11 protein-coding genes and 2 tRNA genes are annotated in these 17,427 nt (G+C 66.6%); 9 read left to right on the forward strand and 4 right to left on the reverse strand.

The features are described 5' to 3' along the window. Positions 1-88: 88 nt before the first annotated feature. Genes nudC through ACIQCN_RS01265 form a run of 3 tightly spaced genes read left to right on the forward strand, consistent with a single transcriptional unit; the run spans position 89 to position 3,915 of the window. On the forward strand, positions 89-1,111 hold the full coding sequence (gene nudC / locus ACIQCN_RS01255; RefSeq protein WP_400608987.1) for an NAD(+) diphosphatase: 1,023 nt from the start codon (positions 89-91) through the stop codon (positions 1,109-1,111). 54 nt (positions 1,112-1,165) lie between these two features. Then, the gene (locus ACIQCN_RS01260; protein WP_400608989.1) at positions 1,166-3,301 is read left to right on the forward strand and encodes an ATP-dependent helicase; all 2,136 of its coding nucleotides are present in this window, start codon (positions 1,166-1,168) and stop codon (positions 3,299-3,301) included. A gap of 38 nt (positions 3,302-3,339) precedes the next feature. Beyond that, positions 3,340-3,915 carry a YgjP-like metallopeptidase domain-containing protein gene (locus tag ACIQCN_RS01265; protein WP_400609331.1) on the forward strand — a complete coding sequence of 192 codons (576 nt, stop codon included), beginning with the start codon at positions 3,340-3,342 and terminating at the stop codon, positions 3,913-3,915. Positions 3,916-3,924: 9 nt separating this feature from the next. Here ACIQCN_RS01265 and ACIQCN_RS01270 read toward each other — a convergent pair whose 3' ends face one another. Continuing rightward, positions 3,925-5,295 (reverse strand): zinc-dependent metalloprotease, encoded by a 1,371-nt coding sequence (locus ACIQCN_RS01270; protein WP_400603190.1) that lies wholly within the window; start codon positions 5,293-5,295, stop codon positions 3,925-3,927. 206 nt (positions 5,296-5,501) lie between these two features. On the opposite strand from ACIQCN_RS01270, the gene ACIQCN_RS01275 reads away from it, so the two are divergent. The 5 genes from ACIQCN_RS01275 (at position 5,502) to ACIQCN_RS01295 (ending at position 11,034) form a co-directional block, all read left to right on the forward strand. Continuing rightward, positions 5,502-6,527 (forward strand): PDZ domain-containing protein, encoded by a 1,026-nt coding sequence (locus ACIQCN_RS01275; protein ID WP_400604244.1) that lies wholly within the window; start codon positions 5,502-5,504, stop codon positions 6,525-6,527. Positions 6,528-6,596: 69 nt separating this feature from the next. Next, entirely contained in the window at positions 6,597-9,548 is a 2,952-nt protein-coding gene (locus ACIQCN_RS01280) for a UPF0182 family protein (protein ID WP_400603191.1), read from the forward strand. A 122-nt stretch (positions 9,549-9,670) separates the two neighbouring features. Further along, positions 9,671-9,744, forward strand: a tRNA-Met gene (locus ACIQCN_RS01285). 143 nt (positions 9,745-9,887) lie between these two features. Then, a tRNA-Met gene (locus ACIQCN_RS01290) sits at positions 9,888-9,961 on the forward strand. Between the two features lie 140 nt (positions 9,962-10,101). Further along, positions 10,102-11,034, forward strand: a complete 933-nt coding sequence (locus ACIQCN_RS01295) for a cytochrome b/b6 domain-containing protein (RefSeq protein ID WP_400603192.1) — start codon at positions 10,102-10,104, stop codon at positions 11,032-11,034. 42 nt (positions 11,035-11,076) lie between these two features. Here the strand turns inward: ACIQCN_RS01295 and ACIQCN_RS01300 are convergent, their stop codons facing one another. The 3 genes from ACIQCN_RS01300 to ACIQCN_RS01310 form a co-directional block, all read right to left on the reverse strand. Then, a complete protein-coding gene (locus ACIQCN_RS01300) occupies positions 11,077-12,489 on the reverse strand; it encodes a cryptochrome/photolyase family protein (RefSeq protein WP_400608991.1) in 1,413 nt (470 codons plus the stop codon). Positions 12,490-12,594: 105 nt separating this feature from the next. After that, a complete protein-coding gene (locus ACIQCN_RS01305) occupies positions 12,595-13,383 on the reverse strand; it encodes a PspA/IM30 family protein (protein ID WP_400603194.1) in 789 nt (262 codons plus the stop codon). A 75-nt stretch (positions 13,384-13,458) separates the two neighbouring features. After that, positions 13,459-15,477 carry a TPM domain-containing protein gene (locus ACIQCN_RS01310; protein ID WP_400603195.1) on the reverse strand — a complete coding sequence of 673 codons (2,019 nt, stop codon included), beginning with the start codon at positions 15,475-15,477 and terminating at the stop codon, positions 13,459-13,461. 275 nt (positions 15,478-15,752) lie between these two features. Here ACIQCN_RS01310 and ACIQCN_RS01315 point away from each other — a divergent pair, with 275 nt between their 5' ends. Continuing rightward, the gene (locus tag ACIQCN_RS01315) at positions 15,753-17,204 is read left to right on the forward strand and encodes a S1C family serine protease (protein ID WP_400608993.1); all 1,452 of its coding nucleotides are present in this window, start codon (positions 15,753-15,755) and stop codon (positions 17,202-17,204) included. Positions 17,205-17,427: the final 223 nt, after the last annotated feature.

Raw genomic sequence — 17,427 nt, forward strand, 5'->3', positions numbered from 1 at the left:
GAGTCTCCAGATAGGTATAAATCACCCGGGCCTGGTCCTCCCGCGGCCGAGAATGTCAATTGTCGGCTCCAGTCAGTACGGTGGATCCATGAGCCACGCGGAGTCTGTTGCACCGGCCCGCCGGGACCACCCGGCGCGGATGCCCGCCAACCACCTGATGGACACGGTGCTGCCGGTCCCGCCCGCAATGGTGGACCGCGGGTCCGCAGTCCGCATCCGCCCCGGGATGGTGAACGAACTGCTGGAGAGCCACGGCACCCTTGCCGTGGTCCTGTCGGGCCGGGAGGGGCTGGTCCGCGACGGCGCCCTGTTCCTCACGGGGGCCAGGGACCTGCGGGAGAGCATGGCCGCCGCCGGCATCGAACCAAACCTGGTGGTCTACCTCGGCGCGGCGCTGGCAGGCTCGGACTTGCCCCCCGGCACCCGGCTCCTGTTGTTCGTTCTGTCCGCGCCGGCAGAACCCGGCACGGCAGGAATTCCGGCCGATGCTGCCTGGCGGGGCTTCCGTGACGTTGCCGCCGGGCTCAGCGCCACCCACACCGCGCTCTTCGTCGAGGCCAGCGCCATTGCCAACTGGCATGCCGGCCATACCCATTGTCCGCGCTGCGGAGTGCCCACGCAGGTGGAAGCCGGCGGCTGGATCCGCCGCTGCCCCGCGGACTCCACGGAGCACTACCCGCGGACGGATCCGGCCATCATCGTCACGGTGGTGGGCCCGGACGGCCGGTTGCTCCTGGGCGGCGGCGGCCCGCTGGACGCCCGCAACTACTCCACGCTGGCCGGTTTCGTGGAGCCCGGAGAATCACTTGAGCAGGCAGTGGTGCGCGAGATCTTCGAGGAAGTTGGGGTGAGGGTCACCGCGTGCCAGTACCTCGGCTCCCAGTCGTGGCCGTTCCCTGCCTCCCTTATGCTTGGATTTACCGCCGTGACGGAAGATTCGGAAGCAACGCCCGACGGCGTGGAGGTCACCAGGGCGCGCTGGTTCAGCCGCGCCGGACTCCAGGAAGCCATCCTGGACGGTGAAATCACCATTCCGGGAAGGCTTTCCATTGCCCGGGCACTGATCGAACACTGGTTCGGCGGACCCATCCAGGACCGCACCGGGGCCTAGCGGTCCCTCCCGCCGGTTTCCGGCACGCGGCACTCGAGACAAAGAACAGCAGAAGTGACTCCAGAACATTTTGACGGTGCAGCATCCTTGGAGGACCGGATCCTTGGGGGCCTGGACGCCGAACAGCGAGAAGTCGCCAGTACCCTCAACGGGCCCTTGTGCGTGCTGGCCGGAGCCGGAACAGGCAAGACGCGGGCAATCACGCACCGAATCGCATACGGGGTCCATTCGGGTGTCTACACTCCCCAGCGTTTGCTTGCGGTGACCTTCACGGCCAGGGCGGCAGCGGAAATGCGCAGCCGCCTGCGCGACCTGGGTGCCGGGAACGTGCAGGCCAGGACGTTCCACGCAGCGGCACTGCGCCAGCTTCAGTTCTTCTGGCCACAGGCCGTCGGCGGCACCCTGCCGCACCTCCTGGACCACAAAGCCCAGCTGCTGGCCGAGGCCGCCCGCCGGCTCCGCCTCAGCACGGACCGGGCATCCATCCGCGACCTCGCATCCGAGATCGAGTGGGCCAAGGTCTCCATGCTCACTCCTGCCAACTACCTGGAGAATGCCCAGGGACGCGGAACACCCGGCGGATTCGACCCCACTGCGGTGGCCCGGGTGTTCCAGTCCTACGAGGACGTCAAGACAGACCGCAACGTCATCGACTTCGAGGATGTCCTGCTCATCACCGTGGGCATCCTGCAGGAGGACGAGAAGGTTGCCGCCACGGTGCGCGAGCAGTACCGGCATTTCGTGGTGGACGAATACCAGGACGTATCCCCGCTGCAGCAGCGGCTGCTGGAGCTCTGGCTGGGCGGCCGGGATGAACTGTGTGTGGTGGGCGATGCCAGCCAGACCATCTATTCCTTCACCGGGGCCTCCCCGAAGCACCTGCTGGGCTTTAAGGCCCGGTATCCGCAGGCCAACGTGGTCAAGCTCATCCGCGATTACCGGTCCACTCCGCAGGTGGTCAAGCTCGCCAATGATCTCCTTGCCGCCCGCCGCAGCGGCGGCTCCGTAGCGGACGCCGCCTGGGCTTCGCCGCTCCAGCTGGTGGCGCAGCGGCCCCCAGGTCCCGTACCGGGCTTCATCGAGTGCACGGATGACGAGGCGGAAGCCGCCACGGTGGCGGAAAAAATCAGGCAGCTCCTCGAAGCCGGCACGCCCGCCAGCGAGGTGGCCATCCTCTTCCGCACCAACGGACAGTCCGAAGCCTACGAGCAGGCGCTCGCAGCCGCGGGCATTGGCTACCAGCTGCGCGGCGGTGAACGGTTCTTTGCCCGCAAGGAGGTACGCGACGCGATCCTCCAACTGCGCGCCGCCACCCGCGCCGTGGCCCCGGAGGATGCCCCGGAGCCCTTGGGGCAGCTGGTGCGGGACATTGTCTCGTCCCTGGGCTATACGGAGGCGGCCCCGCACAGCGGTGGGGCGTTGCGCGAGCGGTGGGAGTCGCTGGCAGCCCTTGTGGCACTGGCCGATGACCTGGTCCAGGCCCGCGGTGCCGGCTTCGGCCTCGCGGACTTCGTGAGCGAGCTCCAGGAACGCTCGCTGGCCCAGCACGCACCCACGGTCCAGGGCGTCACGCTTGCTTCGCTGCACGCCGCCAAGGGCCTGGAATGGGATGCCGTGTTCCTGGTGGGCCTCAGCGAAGGTCTCATGCCCATTTCCTTCGCCGATACCCCCGAAGCGGTCGACGAGGAACGCCGCCTCCTCTACGTCGGCATCACACGTGCCCGCGAACACCTGTCGCTCTCGTGGTCCACGGCCCGCACTCCGGGCGGCCGGGCCAACCGAAAGCCCTCGCGCTTCCTCGATGGCCTCCGGCCGGACTCCGTGGCAGGCTCCGGGACCCGGGGGAGGACCGCCGTCGTCCGCCGAAAAGCTGCGGCACCCGCCGTCTGCCGCGTCTGCGGAAGCATGCTGGCCACGGGCGCGGAGCGCAAGGTGGGCCGATGCAACAACTGCCCGCCCAGCTATGAGGAACAGACCTTCGATGCGCTGCGGAGTTGGCGCCTGGAAGTGGCCCAGGCCGCGGACGTGCCGGCCTTCGTGGTTTTCACGGATGCCACGCTCACGGCGATTGCCGAAGCCCGGCCTGTCGCGCTGGAAGACCTCGCCGCACTGCCCGGCGTCGGTCCATCCAAGCTGGAACGCTACGGCGAAGAGGTCCTGCGGGTGCTTGCCGAAAGCCAGGCACTGTGAACAGCAGGCGGACAGGGCGTGCGCCTGCACAGGGCACTATACCTGCGGCTGCCCTCAGCACCCCGGACGGTTCCCCCGTGGAGGTGCGGCGTTCAGCCCGGCGCACCCGCACCGTGGCCGCCTTCTGGGAAAACGGCACCGCCGTGGTGGCCATTCCGGCACGCTTCTCCGCAGCGCAGGAGGCCGAGTGGGTGCACCGGATGCTGGCCAAACTGCAGCGGCAGGGGGAGAAGCGCGCTGTCGGCGGCCGCCGGCGTCCCGCCAGCGACGCCGCATTGGCGGAACACGCCACCGCGCTTTCGGCCCGCTACCTCGGAGGGCGCGCCGTTCCTTCCTCCGTCAGGTGGGTGGGCAACCAGAACTCGCGCTGGGGTTCGGCCACGCCGTCGGACGGAAGCATCAGGCTGTCGGACAAGCTGCGGCCCATGCCGCAGTGGGTCATCGACTATGTGCTGCTCCACGAGCTTGCACACCTGCTGGTGCCCTCCCACAACGCCGCCTTTTGGCGCCTCCTGGAGCCTTACCCGGAGACACAGCGGGCCAAGGCGTTCCTGGAAGGCGTGGCGTTTGCCACATCGAGGTCCCTGCCCGAACCTCCCGGCTCCTGCCAATAAGCCGGCCGGTCACTTGCCGTCGGAGTCCGGCGCGTCGTCGAATCCGCCGTCCAGCAGCTTCTGCAGGGCGTCATCCACTTCGCTGCCGCTGGCTTCAGCGAGCTTGCGGCGGCCGCTGAAGCCGCGGGGATCGTCCAGGTCTTCGGCTGTCGGCAGGAGGTCCGGGTGGTGCCAGATGGCGTCGCGGCCCTCAATGCCGCGTTCCTCCTTGAGGGTCGCCCACAGCGTGGCGGCGTCCCGAAGCCGGCGCGGCCGCAGTTCCAGCCCCACCAGCGAGGCAAAGGCCTGTTCCGCCGGACCGCCGGTTGCACGCCGGCGCCGGACCGTTTCGCGCAGGGCGGCAGCGGAGGGGAGGACATTTTCCGTGGCGGCGGCCGTCAGTTCGTCCACCCATCCCTCCACCAGGGCGAGGGCTGTCTCCAGCTTCTCCAGGGCCTGGTCCTGCGCCGGGGTGCGCTGCGGCATGAAGACGCCCTGCGAGAGGGCTTCCTGGATTCCTTCCGGATTGCCGGGGTCAAGTTCCCTGGCCAGCTCCTCGATACGGGAGGTATCGATGTGGATACCGCGGGCGTACGCCTCGATGGCGCCGAGCAGGTGGCCGCGGAGCCAGGGGACCTGAACGAAGAGCCGTGCGTGGGCGGCTTCCCGGACCGCGAGGAAGAGCCGGATGTCGTTTGCCGGCAGCGAAAGGCCTTCACCGAAGGCTGCCACGTTGGCCGGCAGGAGTGCCATCTCCAGATCCACCAGCGGCACGCCAATGTCGGTGGAGCTGACCACATCCGTGGACAGTGCGCCGATGGCCTGTCCCAGCTGCATGCCGAAGATGGCGCCACCCATGTTCTGCAGCATTGAGGAAGCGCCGCCCATCATGGACTTCATTTCCTCCGGCATCTGTTCAGTCATGGCTGAGGACAGCGCGTTTGCGATGCTGTTGGCCACGGGCTCGGTGAGCCGCTTCCAGGTGCCCAGTGTGGCCTCGACCCATTCGGCGCGGGACCACGCATGGCCGATCAGCCCCGTACCGGGCAGGTCAGTCACCGGGTCCAGCCACAGCTCCGCGAGCCGCAGGGCCTCGTCCACTTCCCGCGACTGCTGGGCCGTCACGGACGGGTCAGCGCTGCCGGCGGCCACCCGGCGGGCGTTCTCATGCGCCAGGGTCCAGTTCACCGGCCCCTCTGACGGGGCGCTCATCATGGCCTGGACTTGGGCGAACATCTGCGCCAGGAGGTTGGGATCGTTCGGCAGGCCCGCAGCCTTGGCCAGCTCGGCCGGGTCGAAGTTCTCCATCCCCTTGCCGCCCATCAGGTTCTGCAGCATTTCTGCCAGTGGATCCTTGGGCGTGTCATCGCCGTTGGACGAATTAAGTGGATTGGAGGTCATGGTCCTGCCGATCGTCGGTGTGACTGTTGATCAACCTTCACGGTACCCCCGCGGGAAGCGGCTGTCTGCCGGCCGGCGGCACCGTTCGCTGTCGGCAAAGACCGCCGCCCCGGGTCAGCGCGTACTCTTGGTGGGTGACGTTGATAGCCGAACCCAGGGACCGTGAATCCAGGGACAAGGAGCCCGGGGACGGGAAAGTGTCCGTCATGATGCTGGCGGGCATGACAGCCCTCGGATTGGGGATTGCGGTCGGGACCGTTCCGGTGCCGTACGTCATCGAATCTCCGGGGCCCACCTACAACACCCTTGGCAGGATCAACGACGCCCCGGTCATCAGCGTCAGCGGCCGGCAGGCTTACCCTGCCGAGGGAAACCTGGACCTCACCACGGTCTACGTCGACGGCGGACCCAACAGCCCGGTGAGCATCCTCGGCGCGTTCTCGGCCTGGCTGGATCCTGCCAGGAGCATCCACCCGGTGGAACTGCTATATCCCACCGGCACCACCAAAGAGGAAGCCGATGAGCAAAGTTCCATGGCAATGGCCTCTTCCCAGGAAAACGCCCTGGCATCCGCACTGAATGAGCTGGACATCCCGTTCGGTGAGAAGCTCCAGGCCGCGGAGATCCCGGAGGGCTCCGCTTCGGCGGGCAAGATTCTGCCGGGGGATATTTTCGCTTCCATCAACGGCAAGGCGGTCACCGCCCTCTCAGTCATCCAGAAGGAGCTCGCTGCCGGCGGCGGGGCGCCTGCCACCGTGGTGCTGGAGCGGGACGGAAAGCCGGTCACCGTGAGCGTCACTCCGCAGGAAGTGGAGGGCCGCCACATTCTTGGCGTCATGCTCAAATACCTGTTCACCTTTCCCATTGACGTGAAGATTTCGCTTGAGAAAGTGGGCGGGCCAAGCGCCGGCCTGATGTTTTCGCTGGGCATCATCGACACCATCACGCCGGGCAACCTGACCGGCGGCAGGCACATCGCCGGCACCGGAACCATCTCGCCGGACGGGCAGGTGGGCCCCATCGGAGGCATCCGCCAGAAAATGCAGGGCGCGCGGGAGGCCGGTGCCACGTTGTTCCTGGCTCCCGCCGAAAACTGCGGGGAGGTGGCGGAGCACGTCCCGGACGGTATGCAGGTGGTCCGTGTAGAGACGCTGGCGGAGGCACGCGCCGCCGTGGAACGCGCAGGTAACGGCCTGGACACGGCCGCTCTTCCTGCCTGTTCGAGCAACTAGACTGGCAGGAACTAAGCATTTCTGACCAGCAGCTATGAGGTATCGAGTTTGTCCCGTCCTGCCAGCCCCATGCCCACCGGAAGACCCCCGTCATCACGCGGTACCCTGACACCCACCCTGGTGGTTGTTGCGCTGGTTGTGGTGGGCTTCATCTTCTTTGCCAATGTCTGGACGGACGTGCTCTGGTACCGCCAGCTCGGTTTCGTCGAAGTCTTCATCACGGAAAACCTCTCACGGGCCGGCATCTTCGCAGGCGGGTTCGCAACGATGTTCCTGGCGGTGTACTTCGCGATCCGGATCGCCTACAACGCCCGTCCGGTCTACGCACCGGACTCAGACATCCGCGACAACCTGAACCGGTACCAGGCCCAGCTTGAGCCTGTCCGCCGCGTGGTCATGGTGGGGCTGCCGGTCCTCTTCGGGCTCTTCGCCGGCAGTGCCGCTGCCAGCCAGTGGCAGAAGGTGCTGCTGTTCTTCAACCAGGAACCCTTCGGCCAAACGGACCCTGAGTTCGGGCTGGACATCAGCTTCTACGTCATGACCCTCCCGTTCCTCGGCTTTGTCACCGGCTTCCTGCTGAGCGTTGTGGTCATTGCCGGCATCGCGGGGATCCTGACCCACTACCTCTACGGAAGCATCCGGCTCATGGAGCGGGGCGTTTTCACGAGCAGGGCAGCCCAGATCCACATTGCGGTCACGGGTGCGGCTTTCCTGCTGCTGCTCGGCATTAACTTCTGGCTGGACCGCTACGCGGCGCTGCAGGGCAGCAACGGCCGCTGGGCCGGCGCGCTGTACACCGACGTCAACGCCGTGATCCCCACCAAGGCCATCCTGGCCGTAGCGGCGCTGCTGGTGGCAATCCTGTTTGTGGTGGCGGCCGTGATCGGCCGCTGGCGGCTGCCCATGATCGGCACCGCGATGCTGGTGATCACCTCCATCCTGGCCGGCGGTGTCTACCCCTGGGTCATCCAGCAGTTCCAGGTGCGGCCGTCCGAGGAGACCCTGGAAAAGCAGTTCATCCAGCGCAACATCGACTACACCCGCAAAGCGTACGGCCTCGATACCATCCAGGTGGACCGTTACGACGCCACCAACACGGCCACCACCGGCGCGCTGGCCCCGGACGCCCAGACCACCGCGAACATCCGCCTCCTGGACCCGAACCTGATCTCCGACGCGTTTTCGCAGCTGGAACAGTACCGTCCGTATTACCAGTTCCCCGAGGCCCTCAACGTGGACCGCTACGAGGTGGACGGCAAAATCCAGGACACCGTTATCGCGGTCCGTGAACTGAACCCGGACAACGTGGCCACGAACCAGCAGGGCTGGCTGAACGAGCACGTGGTGTACACCCATGGCTACGGCGTGGTGGCGGCCAAGGGCAACAAGTTCACCGTGGACGGCAAGCCTGAATTCCTCCAGTCCGGCATCCCCTCCACGGGCGTGCTCGGGGATGACTCCAGCTACGAACCGCGCATCTACTTCGGTGAGTTCTCGCCGGACTACTCGATCGTTGGCGCCCCGGATGGGGCCCCCAAACGTGAACAGGACCGGCCGTCCGGGGAAGGCGAAACCCAGTACACCTTCGAGGGCAACGGCGGACCGAATGTCGGCACGTTCTTCAACAAGGTGCTCTACGCCATCAAGTTCCAGTCCTCGGACCTGCTGCTCTCGGACGGCGTGAATCCGGAGTCGCAGATCCTGTACGACCGCAACCCGCGTGAACGCGTGGAGAAGGTGGCCCCGTACCTCACCGTCGACGGGAACGCCTACCCGGCTGTGGTGGACGGCCGCGTGAAATGGATCGTGGACGGCTACACCACCACCCAGTTCTACCCGTACTCCCAGCAGCAGCAGCTGTCGGACGCCACTGCGGACTCCCAGACCACCTCGGGACGCGCCGTCGCACTGCCGAACAGCACTGTCAACTACATCCGCAACTCCGTGAAGGCAACGGTGGATGCCTACGATGGCAGCGTCACGCTGTACGCCTGGGATGACCAGGACCCGCTGCTGAAGTCCTGGCAGAAGGTGTTCCCGGCATCCCTGAAGCCGTACTCGGAGATGTCGGGGGCGGTCATGAGCCACGTCCGCTACCCCGAGGACCTGTTCAAGGTCCAGCGGGAACTCCTGGGCCGCTACCACGTCACCGATCCCTCCAGCTTCTACAAGACGAATGACGCATGGAGCGTCCCGGCGGATCCCACTGTGGACACCGACGTGAAGCAGCCGCCGTTCTACATGTCGCTGCAGATGCCGGACCAGGACAAGCCGGCGTTCCAGCTGACGTCGTCGTTCATTCCGCAGATTGTCAACGGCACGGCCCGCAACGTCCTCTACGGCTTCCTGGCCGCCGATTCGGACGCCGGAAACGAGGCCGGCGTGAAAGCCGAGAGCTATGGCAAGCTCAGGCTCCTGCAGATCCCGCCGGAAATCCAGGTCCCGGGTCCCGGGCAGGCGCAGAACAAGTTCAACTCCGACCCCACTGTGTCCCAGGCGCTGAACCTGCTGCGCCAGGGCGCCTCCGACGTGCTCAGCGGCAACCTGCTCACGCTTCCCGTGGGCGGCGGCATCCTCTACGTGCAGCCGGTGTACCTGAAGTCCACGGGCGAAACGTCCTACCCCACGCTCCAGCGCGTCCTGGTGGCGTTTGGCGACAAGGTCGGTTTCGCTCCCACCCTCGACGCCGCACTCAAGCAACTGTTCGGCGGCGACTCGGGCGCGGCTGCGGGCGACTCGGACAACAACGGCCAGGCGCCTGCGGATCCGACCCCCGGGGCGCCGGCAGCCACGGACGCCAAGGCGGAGCTGAAGGCTGCGCTCGACGAGGCCAATAAGGCCATCAAGGATGGACAGGCCGCGCTGGCGGCCGCCGACTTCGCGGCCTACGGCGAGGCGCAGAAGAAGCTGGCAGCGGCCCTGCAGAAGGCGGTCAGCGCCGAAGCGAAGATCCCGGCGGCCGCCCCGGCAGCCCCGACCGCCACTGCCGAACCCACGCCGTCCACGAGCGCGGGAAATTAGGGACGACGGCGGCACCCGGCGCCTGCTCCTCTGCGGAGCGGGTGCCGGGCGCGGGGGGAGACGGACATCACGGCCTCCCGATTTGGCCTGATGTTCACCGCCCGGTAAAGTAGTTCATGCGACGCGGGGTGGAGCAGTTCGGTAGCTCGCTGGGCTCATAACCCAGAGGTCACAGGTTCAAATCCTGTCCCCGCAACTGAAACGGAAAGTCCGGATACTGGAAACGGTGTCCGGACTTTCCTGTTTCCGGAATCACCCTGCTTTCTGCCCGGGTCTGGCGGGGTCCTGCTGCCAGGTGGAAAATTTCGAGGCCAAAGTAGGGTAGTGTTGGTCAAGCGACGCGGGGTGGAGCAGTTCGGTAGCTCGCTGGGCTCATAACCCAGAGGTCACAGGTTCAAATCCTGTCCCCGCAACTATGCAAAGGCCCCGACCGGCACAGCCGGGCGGGGCTTTTCCTTGTCCGGATATACTTGCGGTTCCTAGTATTCTCTTTCGCGGAGCCTCACGCGTCCGTGAGCACTTGGCCAGTCATTCTCGAGAGGAATGTTGATCGATGTCCACACCCACGAAGAAGCCCGGCGGCGCGGCGGGCCAGAGGTCCAAACTGTTTTGGGCCGTGCCGGCGGTCCTGGCGGCGCTGGTGGTCCTGGTTCTCCTGGCAAAGCTCCTCATGGGCCTGGGCCCGGTGGCCTCATTCGTGGCGGAATTTCCCGGCCATTCGGAATTGCCGGAAGGCGCGCCCGTTGGATTCCCGGCATGGCTTGCCTGGCAGCACTTCCTGAACGCCTTCTTCCTGTTGCTGATCATCCGCAGCGGCTGGCAGGTGCGGACCACCACCAAGCCCAGCGGACACTGGACCCGCAACAACAAGGGCCTCATCCGGACCCGCAACGCGCCCACCAAGATCACCCTGGAACTCTGGTTCCACCTGGCACTGGATGTCCTGTGGATCGTCAACGGCCTGGTGTTCGCGGTGCTGCTCTTCGCCACCGGCCAATGGATGCGGATCGTGCCCACCAGCTGGGATATCTTCCCCAACGCCCTTTCGGCGGCCCTGCAGTACGCCTCACTCAACTGGCCCACCGAAAACGGCTGGGTCAACTACAACGCCCTCCAGCTGCTGGCCTACTTCGCCACCGTGTTCATCGCCGCCCCGCTGGCCTTCATAACGGGCCTGCGGATGTCCGGCGCGTGGCCTAAGAAGGCGGCCGCCCTGAACAAGGCCTTCCCGATCGAATGGGCCCGCGCCGTGCACTTCCCGGTCATGATCTACTTCGTGGCCTTCATCGCCGTGCACGTGTTCCTGGTGCTGGCAACAGGGGCCCTGCGGAACCTGAACCACATGTATGGGGTCCGGGACGCCGACGACTGGTTCGGTTTCTGGGTGTTCCTGGCCTCGGTGGCGGTCATGGCCGCTGCCTGGTTCCTGGCACGCCCGTTGTTCCTCCGGCCCATTGCGTCCCTCATGGGCAAGGTCAGCCGCTGACCCGGCATCATCCAGCCGTCCCACCGGCCCCTGCCGGCGGCCTCAGCCGTCCTTGAGCCGCTGGTAGGCATCCAGGGCGCGCTGCCGGGACTCGGAAAGGTCCACCAGGGGAACCGGGTACCCGTGCGAGCCGGACTTCCACGGTTCGTGAATGGCTTTGGCGTCCAGTTGCTTCAGCTCCGGGAGGTAGGTGCGCAGGTAGGTTCCGGCGGCATCGAACTTCCTGCTTTGCGTTACGGGATTGAAAATCCGGAAGTACGGCGAGGCATCGGCACCTGATCCAGCCACCCACTGCCAGTTCGCCGGGTTGCTGGCAGGGTCGGCATCCACGAGGGTGTCCCAGAACCAGGCCTCGCCCGTGCGCCAGTCGGCGAGGAGGTTCTTGACCAAAAACGAGGCGGCCGCCATCCTGACCCGGTTATGCATCCAGCCGGTAGTCCACAGCTGGCGCATGCCCGCATCGACCAGCGGATAACCCGTGAGCCCCTGTTGCCAGGCACCGAGTTCCTCCGGGCCCGGCCTGTTCCATTCGAAGCGGTCGAATTCGGCGCGATAGTTCCGGGTGGCGAGGTCCGGGTTCGTGTACAGCAGGTGCCAGCAGAATTCCCGCCAGCCAAGTTCGGAACGGAAGATCCCGACGTCGGCCGGTACCTGCCGTGGGAAGCGGCGGCTGATTTCCCGCCATACCCGGAATGGGCTCACCTCGCCGAAGCGAAGGTGCGGCGAGAGCCGGCTGGTTCCTTCGATGCCCGGAAGGTTGCGTCCGGTTCCGTACTCCTGTGCCGGCCCGGCCAGGAAATCCTCCAGCCGGTGCCGGGCGCCTTCTTCTCCCGGCGTCCACTCCGCTGCCAGCCCGCCGCTCCAGTCCGGTGCGGCGGGCAGCAGGCCCCAGGTGTCCAAGTCGTCGCCGGCGCCGGCACCCGCCGGGGGAGGAGGCAGCGTGGGCGGGGCCGCCATCGGCTCCCGGATGCCATCCGTTGCCAGGCAGGCGCGCCAGAACGGGGTGAAAACTTTGTATGGCCCGCCCGCGCCGGTGCGGATGGTCCAGGGCTCGAAGAGGAGGTTCCCCTGCAGGCTCGTTGCAGCCAGGCCCTGTTCTACGGCCCAGGCCTTGATGGCGGCGTCCACAGTGCGTTCGGGCAGCCCGTAACGGCGGTTCCAGAAGAGGTGGCTGGTTCCCGTGGCGGCCGCGACTTCGGGTATGACGGCGGCGGCGGGTCCGCGGCGGAGGAGCAGCCGGGATCCGGCCGCTTCCAGGGAGGCGCCCAGGGCGGCCAGCGAGTGGTGCAGCCACCAGCGCGCCGCGCCGCCCAGGGGTCGTATCCCGTCCGAGTTTTCGTCCAGGACAAAGAGCACCGTTAGCGGCTGGTCCAGCCTGGCGGCCTGCGCCAGCGCCGGATTGTCGTCGAGGCGGAGATCGTCGCGCAACCAGACGAGGGAAGCTGAAGAGGGCATGGCTCCACGCTACACACCAGCGCTGAACAGCAGGAGCCGGGGCCCCGAAGGACATGCCTTCCGGGCCCCGGCCCCGAATGCCCTGCAGCGGGCAGTGTGCTTGTCTCAGAGTTTGTCGTAATCCACTTCGTCCACCGTGGTGCCGGCTGCGGACGTGCCGGACGCGCCGAGGGCCGGCGCGGCGTTTCCGGACTTGAGGGCGGCCAGGCGCGCCTCGATTTCCACCTGCTCCCCAAGGTCCTCGAGCTGGTTGAACTGGGCGTCCAGGCTGGACGCTGCGAGTTCCTGCTGGCCGCGGACCCGTGCTTCCTCGCGGCGGATCTTCTCTTCGAACCGGCCCACTTCGCTGGTGGGATCCATGATGTCGATGCTCTTGATGGCATCGTGCACCTGGGACTGGGCAGCTGCTGTCTTGGACCGCGCCACCAGTTCGTTGCGCTTGCTGGTCAGTTGGTTCAGCTTGCCCTTCATCTGTTCCAGGCCGGTCTTCAGCTTCTCCACCACTTCACGCTGGGATGCAATGGAGGGCTCTGCGCCCTTGGCCTCGTTCTCGGCTGCCATCTGGCGCTGCAGTGCCACCTTGGCGAGGTTGTCGAACTTTTCGGCGTCGGCGGTGTTGCCGTTGGACCGGAACTCATCCGCCTTGCGGGACGCGGCCAGCGCCTTGTTGCCCCAGTCACGGGCGTTGCGGACGTCCTCGTTGTAGTCGTCCTCGAGCATGCGCAGATTGCCGATGGTCTGTGCGACGGCGGATTCGGCCTCCGCGATATTGTTGGTGTAGTCGCGGACCATCTGGTCCAGCATCTTCTGCGGATCCTCGGCATTGTCCAGCAACGTGTTGATGTTTGCTTTCGCCAACTGTGCAATGCGGCCGAAAATGGACTGCTTAACCATGGTGATACCTTTCATCCTGCTCCGTGTCGAACTTCCAAAATGTTGTGCCCGGTCGGCCGCCGGCCGGTCCGGCAGCTAGAAACTGCCCGAGTCGCCGCCGCCAAAGTCGCCGCCGCCGAAGTCCCCGCCGCCCCAGCCACCGCCGTCGCTGTGGCCGCCGCCCCAGCCGCTGCCGCCACCGTTGAGGATGGAATTGATGAGGATGCCGCCCAGGATGGCACCGCCCAACCCGCCGCCGCCACCGCCGCCGAACATTCCGCCACGCCCATAGCCCTGCTGGGCATATCCGCCGAAATGGTCCACGTCCGCCTGCGCCAGCTGGGCCGCCTGGGCTGCGAGCCCGTGGGCCTGCTGGGCGTAGGTGAGTGCGGTCACCGGGTCCTGCCGCGAGATCGACAGGGCATAGTCGAGGTTCCGCTGGGCTTCTGCCAGCCTTGTGCGGGCTTCGGTTCCAACGCCTCCGCGCCGGGCGCCGATGTAGTCCGACGTGGCGCTGATCTGTGCCTGGGCCGACATGATGGTTTGCTGGAGGGCAGCCTGGGCCCGCCGGGCCTGTTCCTGCTGGTCCCGGATCCCGCTGAGTGCCTGGTCCAGGGACTGGTGGGCTGCCTCAACGCGTTCGAGGGTCCGGATAGGGTCGATTTTGCCGCCCTGGATTTCGGACTTGACCTGTGCCAAGGCGGCTTCCACACCGGCCACGGGACCGGCAAGTTCCGGATGTGAACCTGCTTGGAGGATTGCACGTGCCTGGGCCAGGTCCTGCGAGGTGTCCACTACGGCGGTGTCCAGGCCGGTCCGTGCTTTGTCCAGGTGTGTTGCAACCCTCGCGATGGCATCCAACAGGACGTTGGTCTGGTGCAGGCTTTCCTCCGCGGCACGGACCGCCACCGCAGCCAGGCTCGGTTCACCGTCGGCGAGCTTTTGGCTGGCCGTCTCCGTGGCGTTCTGCACGAAAGCCAGGCGCTCCTTGGCCTGCATGATGTTGTCGGAAACCTGCACCAGGGCGCTGTCGGCGTACTTGGCGCGCAGGGCGGCGAGGGTCTGGTCCGCCTGGGCGATCTTCGCGTCCGCTTCCCGGGCGCCGGACTGCACTGCAGCCAGGGCCTGCGGCGCGTTCTTCTCCAGTTCGCGCAGCGCATCGAAGTCCGCCTTCTGCTCCTGCAGGGACGCGAGGGCTGCCTCGGAGCGGCGGATGATCTCGGTAAGCCAGGTGCGCTGCTGTTCTTCGGTATCAGGAATGTGGTCGTCCAGCTGCTGCTGGAGCTTGAACGACTCCGACATGTGGGCCTTGGCCTCGCTAAGGGCCTTGGTGAAGTTTCCGGTGGCGGCGTCACCGTACTGCGCCTGGGCAAAGCCGAGTTCGTGCTCACTGGACGTAATGGCGTCGTCCGCCTCCACCAGAAGTGAGCCGCTCTTCTTGCGGAGGTCGGGGATGCTGAGTCCTGCCAACGGGTCAGCCGGTGCACCCTGGGGGTTGGCAGCGCCGGCCGCCTGGGCCTTCCGGCGCTTGTTGCGGAAGTAGAGGTAGGCGCCTGCTCCGCCTGCTGCCACGACGCCCGTTCCCACCAGCACAGCGGCGCCGGCACCGTCACCGGACGGCACGGAGCCGCTGCCTCCGCCGGCGGCGTCGCCAATGGCGGCCGCGGTATCGATGGCTGCCTGGGCGTAGTCCTTCTTTCCGCCGGCGAGGTTTGCCACCACCGCGTTCTGCGTGATGTTGGTCCGCTTGGAGTAGATGGGGCTGGCTGAGTTGGGCGCAAAGTAGTAACGGCCTTCGGTGGCGATCGCCAGGATGACGTCGGCCGTGCCCATGCCCTTCTGGCTGGCAACGGCGGCACCCCACTGCGCGGGATCAGACGGGTTTTCAAAGGAATCAACAGTCACCACGTACAGGTTGTACTTGTGGTCTTCCAGGAGCTTCTGGACGGCTTCCTGGACTTCGCCCTTCCGCGCGCCCAGGACATTGGCCTGGTCTACGACGTTGGTGCCTGACGGGATCTCCACGGGATCTTCGGCGTGGGCCGCACCGGCGGGCAGGGCCAGCAGTCCGGCAAGGCCGATCACGGCGAGGAAACTCTTGAACTTTGACCGCATGTGCAACCCTTCAGCACGCTTCACGCTGATTCGGGCCGAATCAGGCTCCCGGAATGCAGCAGCGCCCCCAAGCGTCAATGTGAAGCCGCAGGTCGCTGTGGCAATTCATGTTGATTCTATGGTGCACCGCAGGCACCGTCCATCGGGGCGAATATGCCACCAGCGAAACGCCGGAGCGACGCCTCCGGCCCTTCAGCAAGCTCTCAGCAAACATCCGAACTTGTTCCAGCCGCGGGGTCCATAGTTAAGTGCAGACGAGGATGAAAGGAAGTCCCATGACTGAGAACCATACGCCCGGGAGCTCACCCGAGGGCAGCGGTGCGGAGCACCAGCCGGCGGACCAGCATCCCACCCGGCGCATGGACCAGCCCTACGGCCCGCAGCCAACGCAGGAAATTCCTGCTGCCGGCCGCCCGGACTATCCGCAGCACCAGCCGTTCTACGGCCAGCAGGGCCATTTCTCCGGCCAGCACGGGCCGCAGCAGGCGGGCAGCAGCTACGTACCCAACCCCAAGGATGCGCCGCGACGGAAGGCAACGTTCGGCGTCGGAACCCTCATCGCCAGCATCCTCGCCGCAGGCCTGGTGGGCGGCGGCGTAGCCACCGTGGGCTCGGCGGAACTGTTCGGCAATGCCGGACAGTCCTCTGCAGGCGGCAGCAGCCAGCCCGGAACGGTCATCGTCAACAACCAGGACGAGGTCAACGCGATTACGGCAGCGGCGGTGAAGGCAACGCCGAGCGTGGTCACCATCAGCGCCTCAAGCGGCAGCGCAGGCGGCACCGGCTCGGGCATCGTGCTTGATGACCAGGGCCACATCCTCACCAACACGCACGTGGTCACCCTGGACGGCCAGACGGCCAACGCCTCCCTGGAAGTCCGGACCAGCGAAGGGCGCGTCCTGGCTGCCAAGGTGGTGGGCACGGACCCGCTGTCCGACCTCGCGGTGATCAAGGTCGAGGATCCCTCAGGCCTGACCCCTGCCACGCTGGGGGACTCCGGCAAGCTCAATGTCGGTGACACCGCCATTGCCATCGGCTCGCCCCTGGGCCTGACGGGCACTGTGACGGACGGTATCGTCTCTACGCTAAACCGGACCATCAGCGTCGCTTCTTCCGCTGCCCCGGAGGAAGGGGACAATGCGGAGGACGACGAGGGCGGCTTTCAGTTCGCCCCTCCGGGGGGCGGAGAAAGCCGGCAGTCCTCCGGGCAGGGCTCAATCTCCATCAACGTCATCCAGACCGACGCGGCCATCAACCCCGGCAACTCGGGCGGTGCCCTGGTCAACACCAAGGGCGAGGTAATCGGCGTCAACGTGGCAATCGCGTCGGCCGGTTCCGAGGCCTCCTCCAGCAGCGGAAACATCGGCGTGGGCTTCAGCATCCCCATCAACCACGCCAAGCGCGTTGCGCAGGAGATCATCGACACCGGAAAGGCCTCGCACGGCCAGTTGGGCGTCAGCGTGAAGGGCAAGACCGCCACGGGATCGTCCTCCGGTTTCTCCGTCGGAGCAGATGTGGCCAGCGTGGAGCCGGGGTCCGCCGCGGACAAGGCAGGAATCCGCACCGGCGACGTAATCACCCGGTTCAACGACCGCCCCATCGGCGAACCCAACCAGTTGACGGCGGCCGTGCGCGAGCAGGCCCCGGGCACAAAGGTGGACGTCACTGTCCTCCGCAACGGCCAGGAGCGGACGCTGGAGGTCACCCTGGGCAAAGCGGCAAGCTGACCGGCTCGCACCCTTCACCCGTTCTTCGAGTCAGAAGGGGAGGACGACGGCGGGGCCCCCACGCGGGCGGGGACCCCGCCGTCGCGCGTTCCCGCCTTGCGTCCGCCCGCCGGGGTACACGGAGCGCTGACACGGGGGTTAACGGAAGAGGGCGCCCGCAGGGGCCTATATGGTTAGCTAGGAGCTACCCGTACGCCGGGCGTTTCCGCGGCCATGACCTTAC

Origin of the sequence: Pseudarthrobacter sp. NPDC092424 (genome assembly GCF_044754925.1) — a bacterium.
Taxonomy (GTDB): domain Bacteria; phylum Actinomycetota; class Actinomycetes; order Actinomycetales; family Micrococcaceae; genus Arthrobacter.

Coding starts and splice junctions, on each gene's coding strand:
- ACIQCN_RS01300 (WP_400608991.1), bottom strand. CDS start 12,489: ATGCCCTCTTCAGCTTCCCTCGTCTGGTTGCGCGACGATCTCCGCCTC.
- ACIQCN_RS01295 (WP_400603192.1), top strand. CDS start 10,102: ATGTCCACACCCACGAAGAAGCCCGGCGGCGCGGCGGGCCAGAGGTCC.
- ACIQCN_RS01315 (WP_400608993.1), top strand. CDS start 15,753: ATGACTGAGAACCATACGCCCGGGAGCTCACCCGAGGGCAGCGGTGCG.
- nudC (WP_400608987.1), top strand. CDS start 89: ATGAGCCACGCGGAGTCTGTTGCACCGGCCCGCCGGGACCACCCGGCG.
- ACIQCN_RS01305 (WP_400603194.1), bottom strand. CDS start 13,383: ATGGTTAAGCAGTCCATTTTCGGCCGCATTGCACAGTTGGCGAAAGCA.
- ACIQCN_RS01275 (WP_400604244.1), top strand. CDS start 5,502: ATGATGCTGGCGGGCATGACAGCCCTCGGATTGGGGATTGCGGTCGGG.
- ACIQCN_RS01270 (WP_400603190.1), bottom strand. CDS start 5,295: ATGACCTCCAATCCACTTAATTCGTCCAACGGCGATGACACGCCCAAG.
- ACIQCN_RS01310 (WP_400603195.1), bottom strand. CDS start 15,477: ATGCGGTCAAAGTTCAAGAGTTTCCTCGCCGTGATCGGCCTTGCCGGA.
- ACIQCN_RS01280 (WP_400603191.1), top strand. CDS start 6,597: ATGCCCACCGGAAGACCCCCGTCATCACGCGGTACCCTGACACCCACC.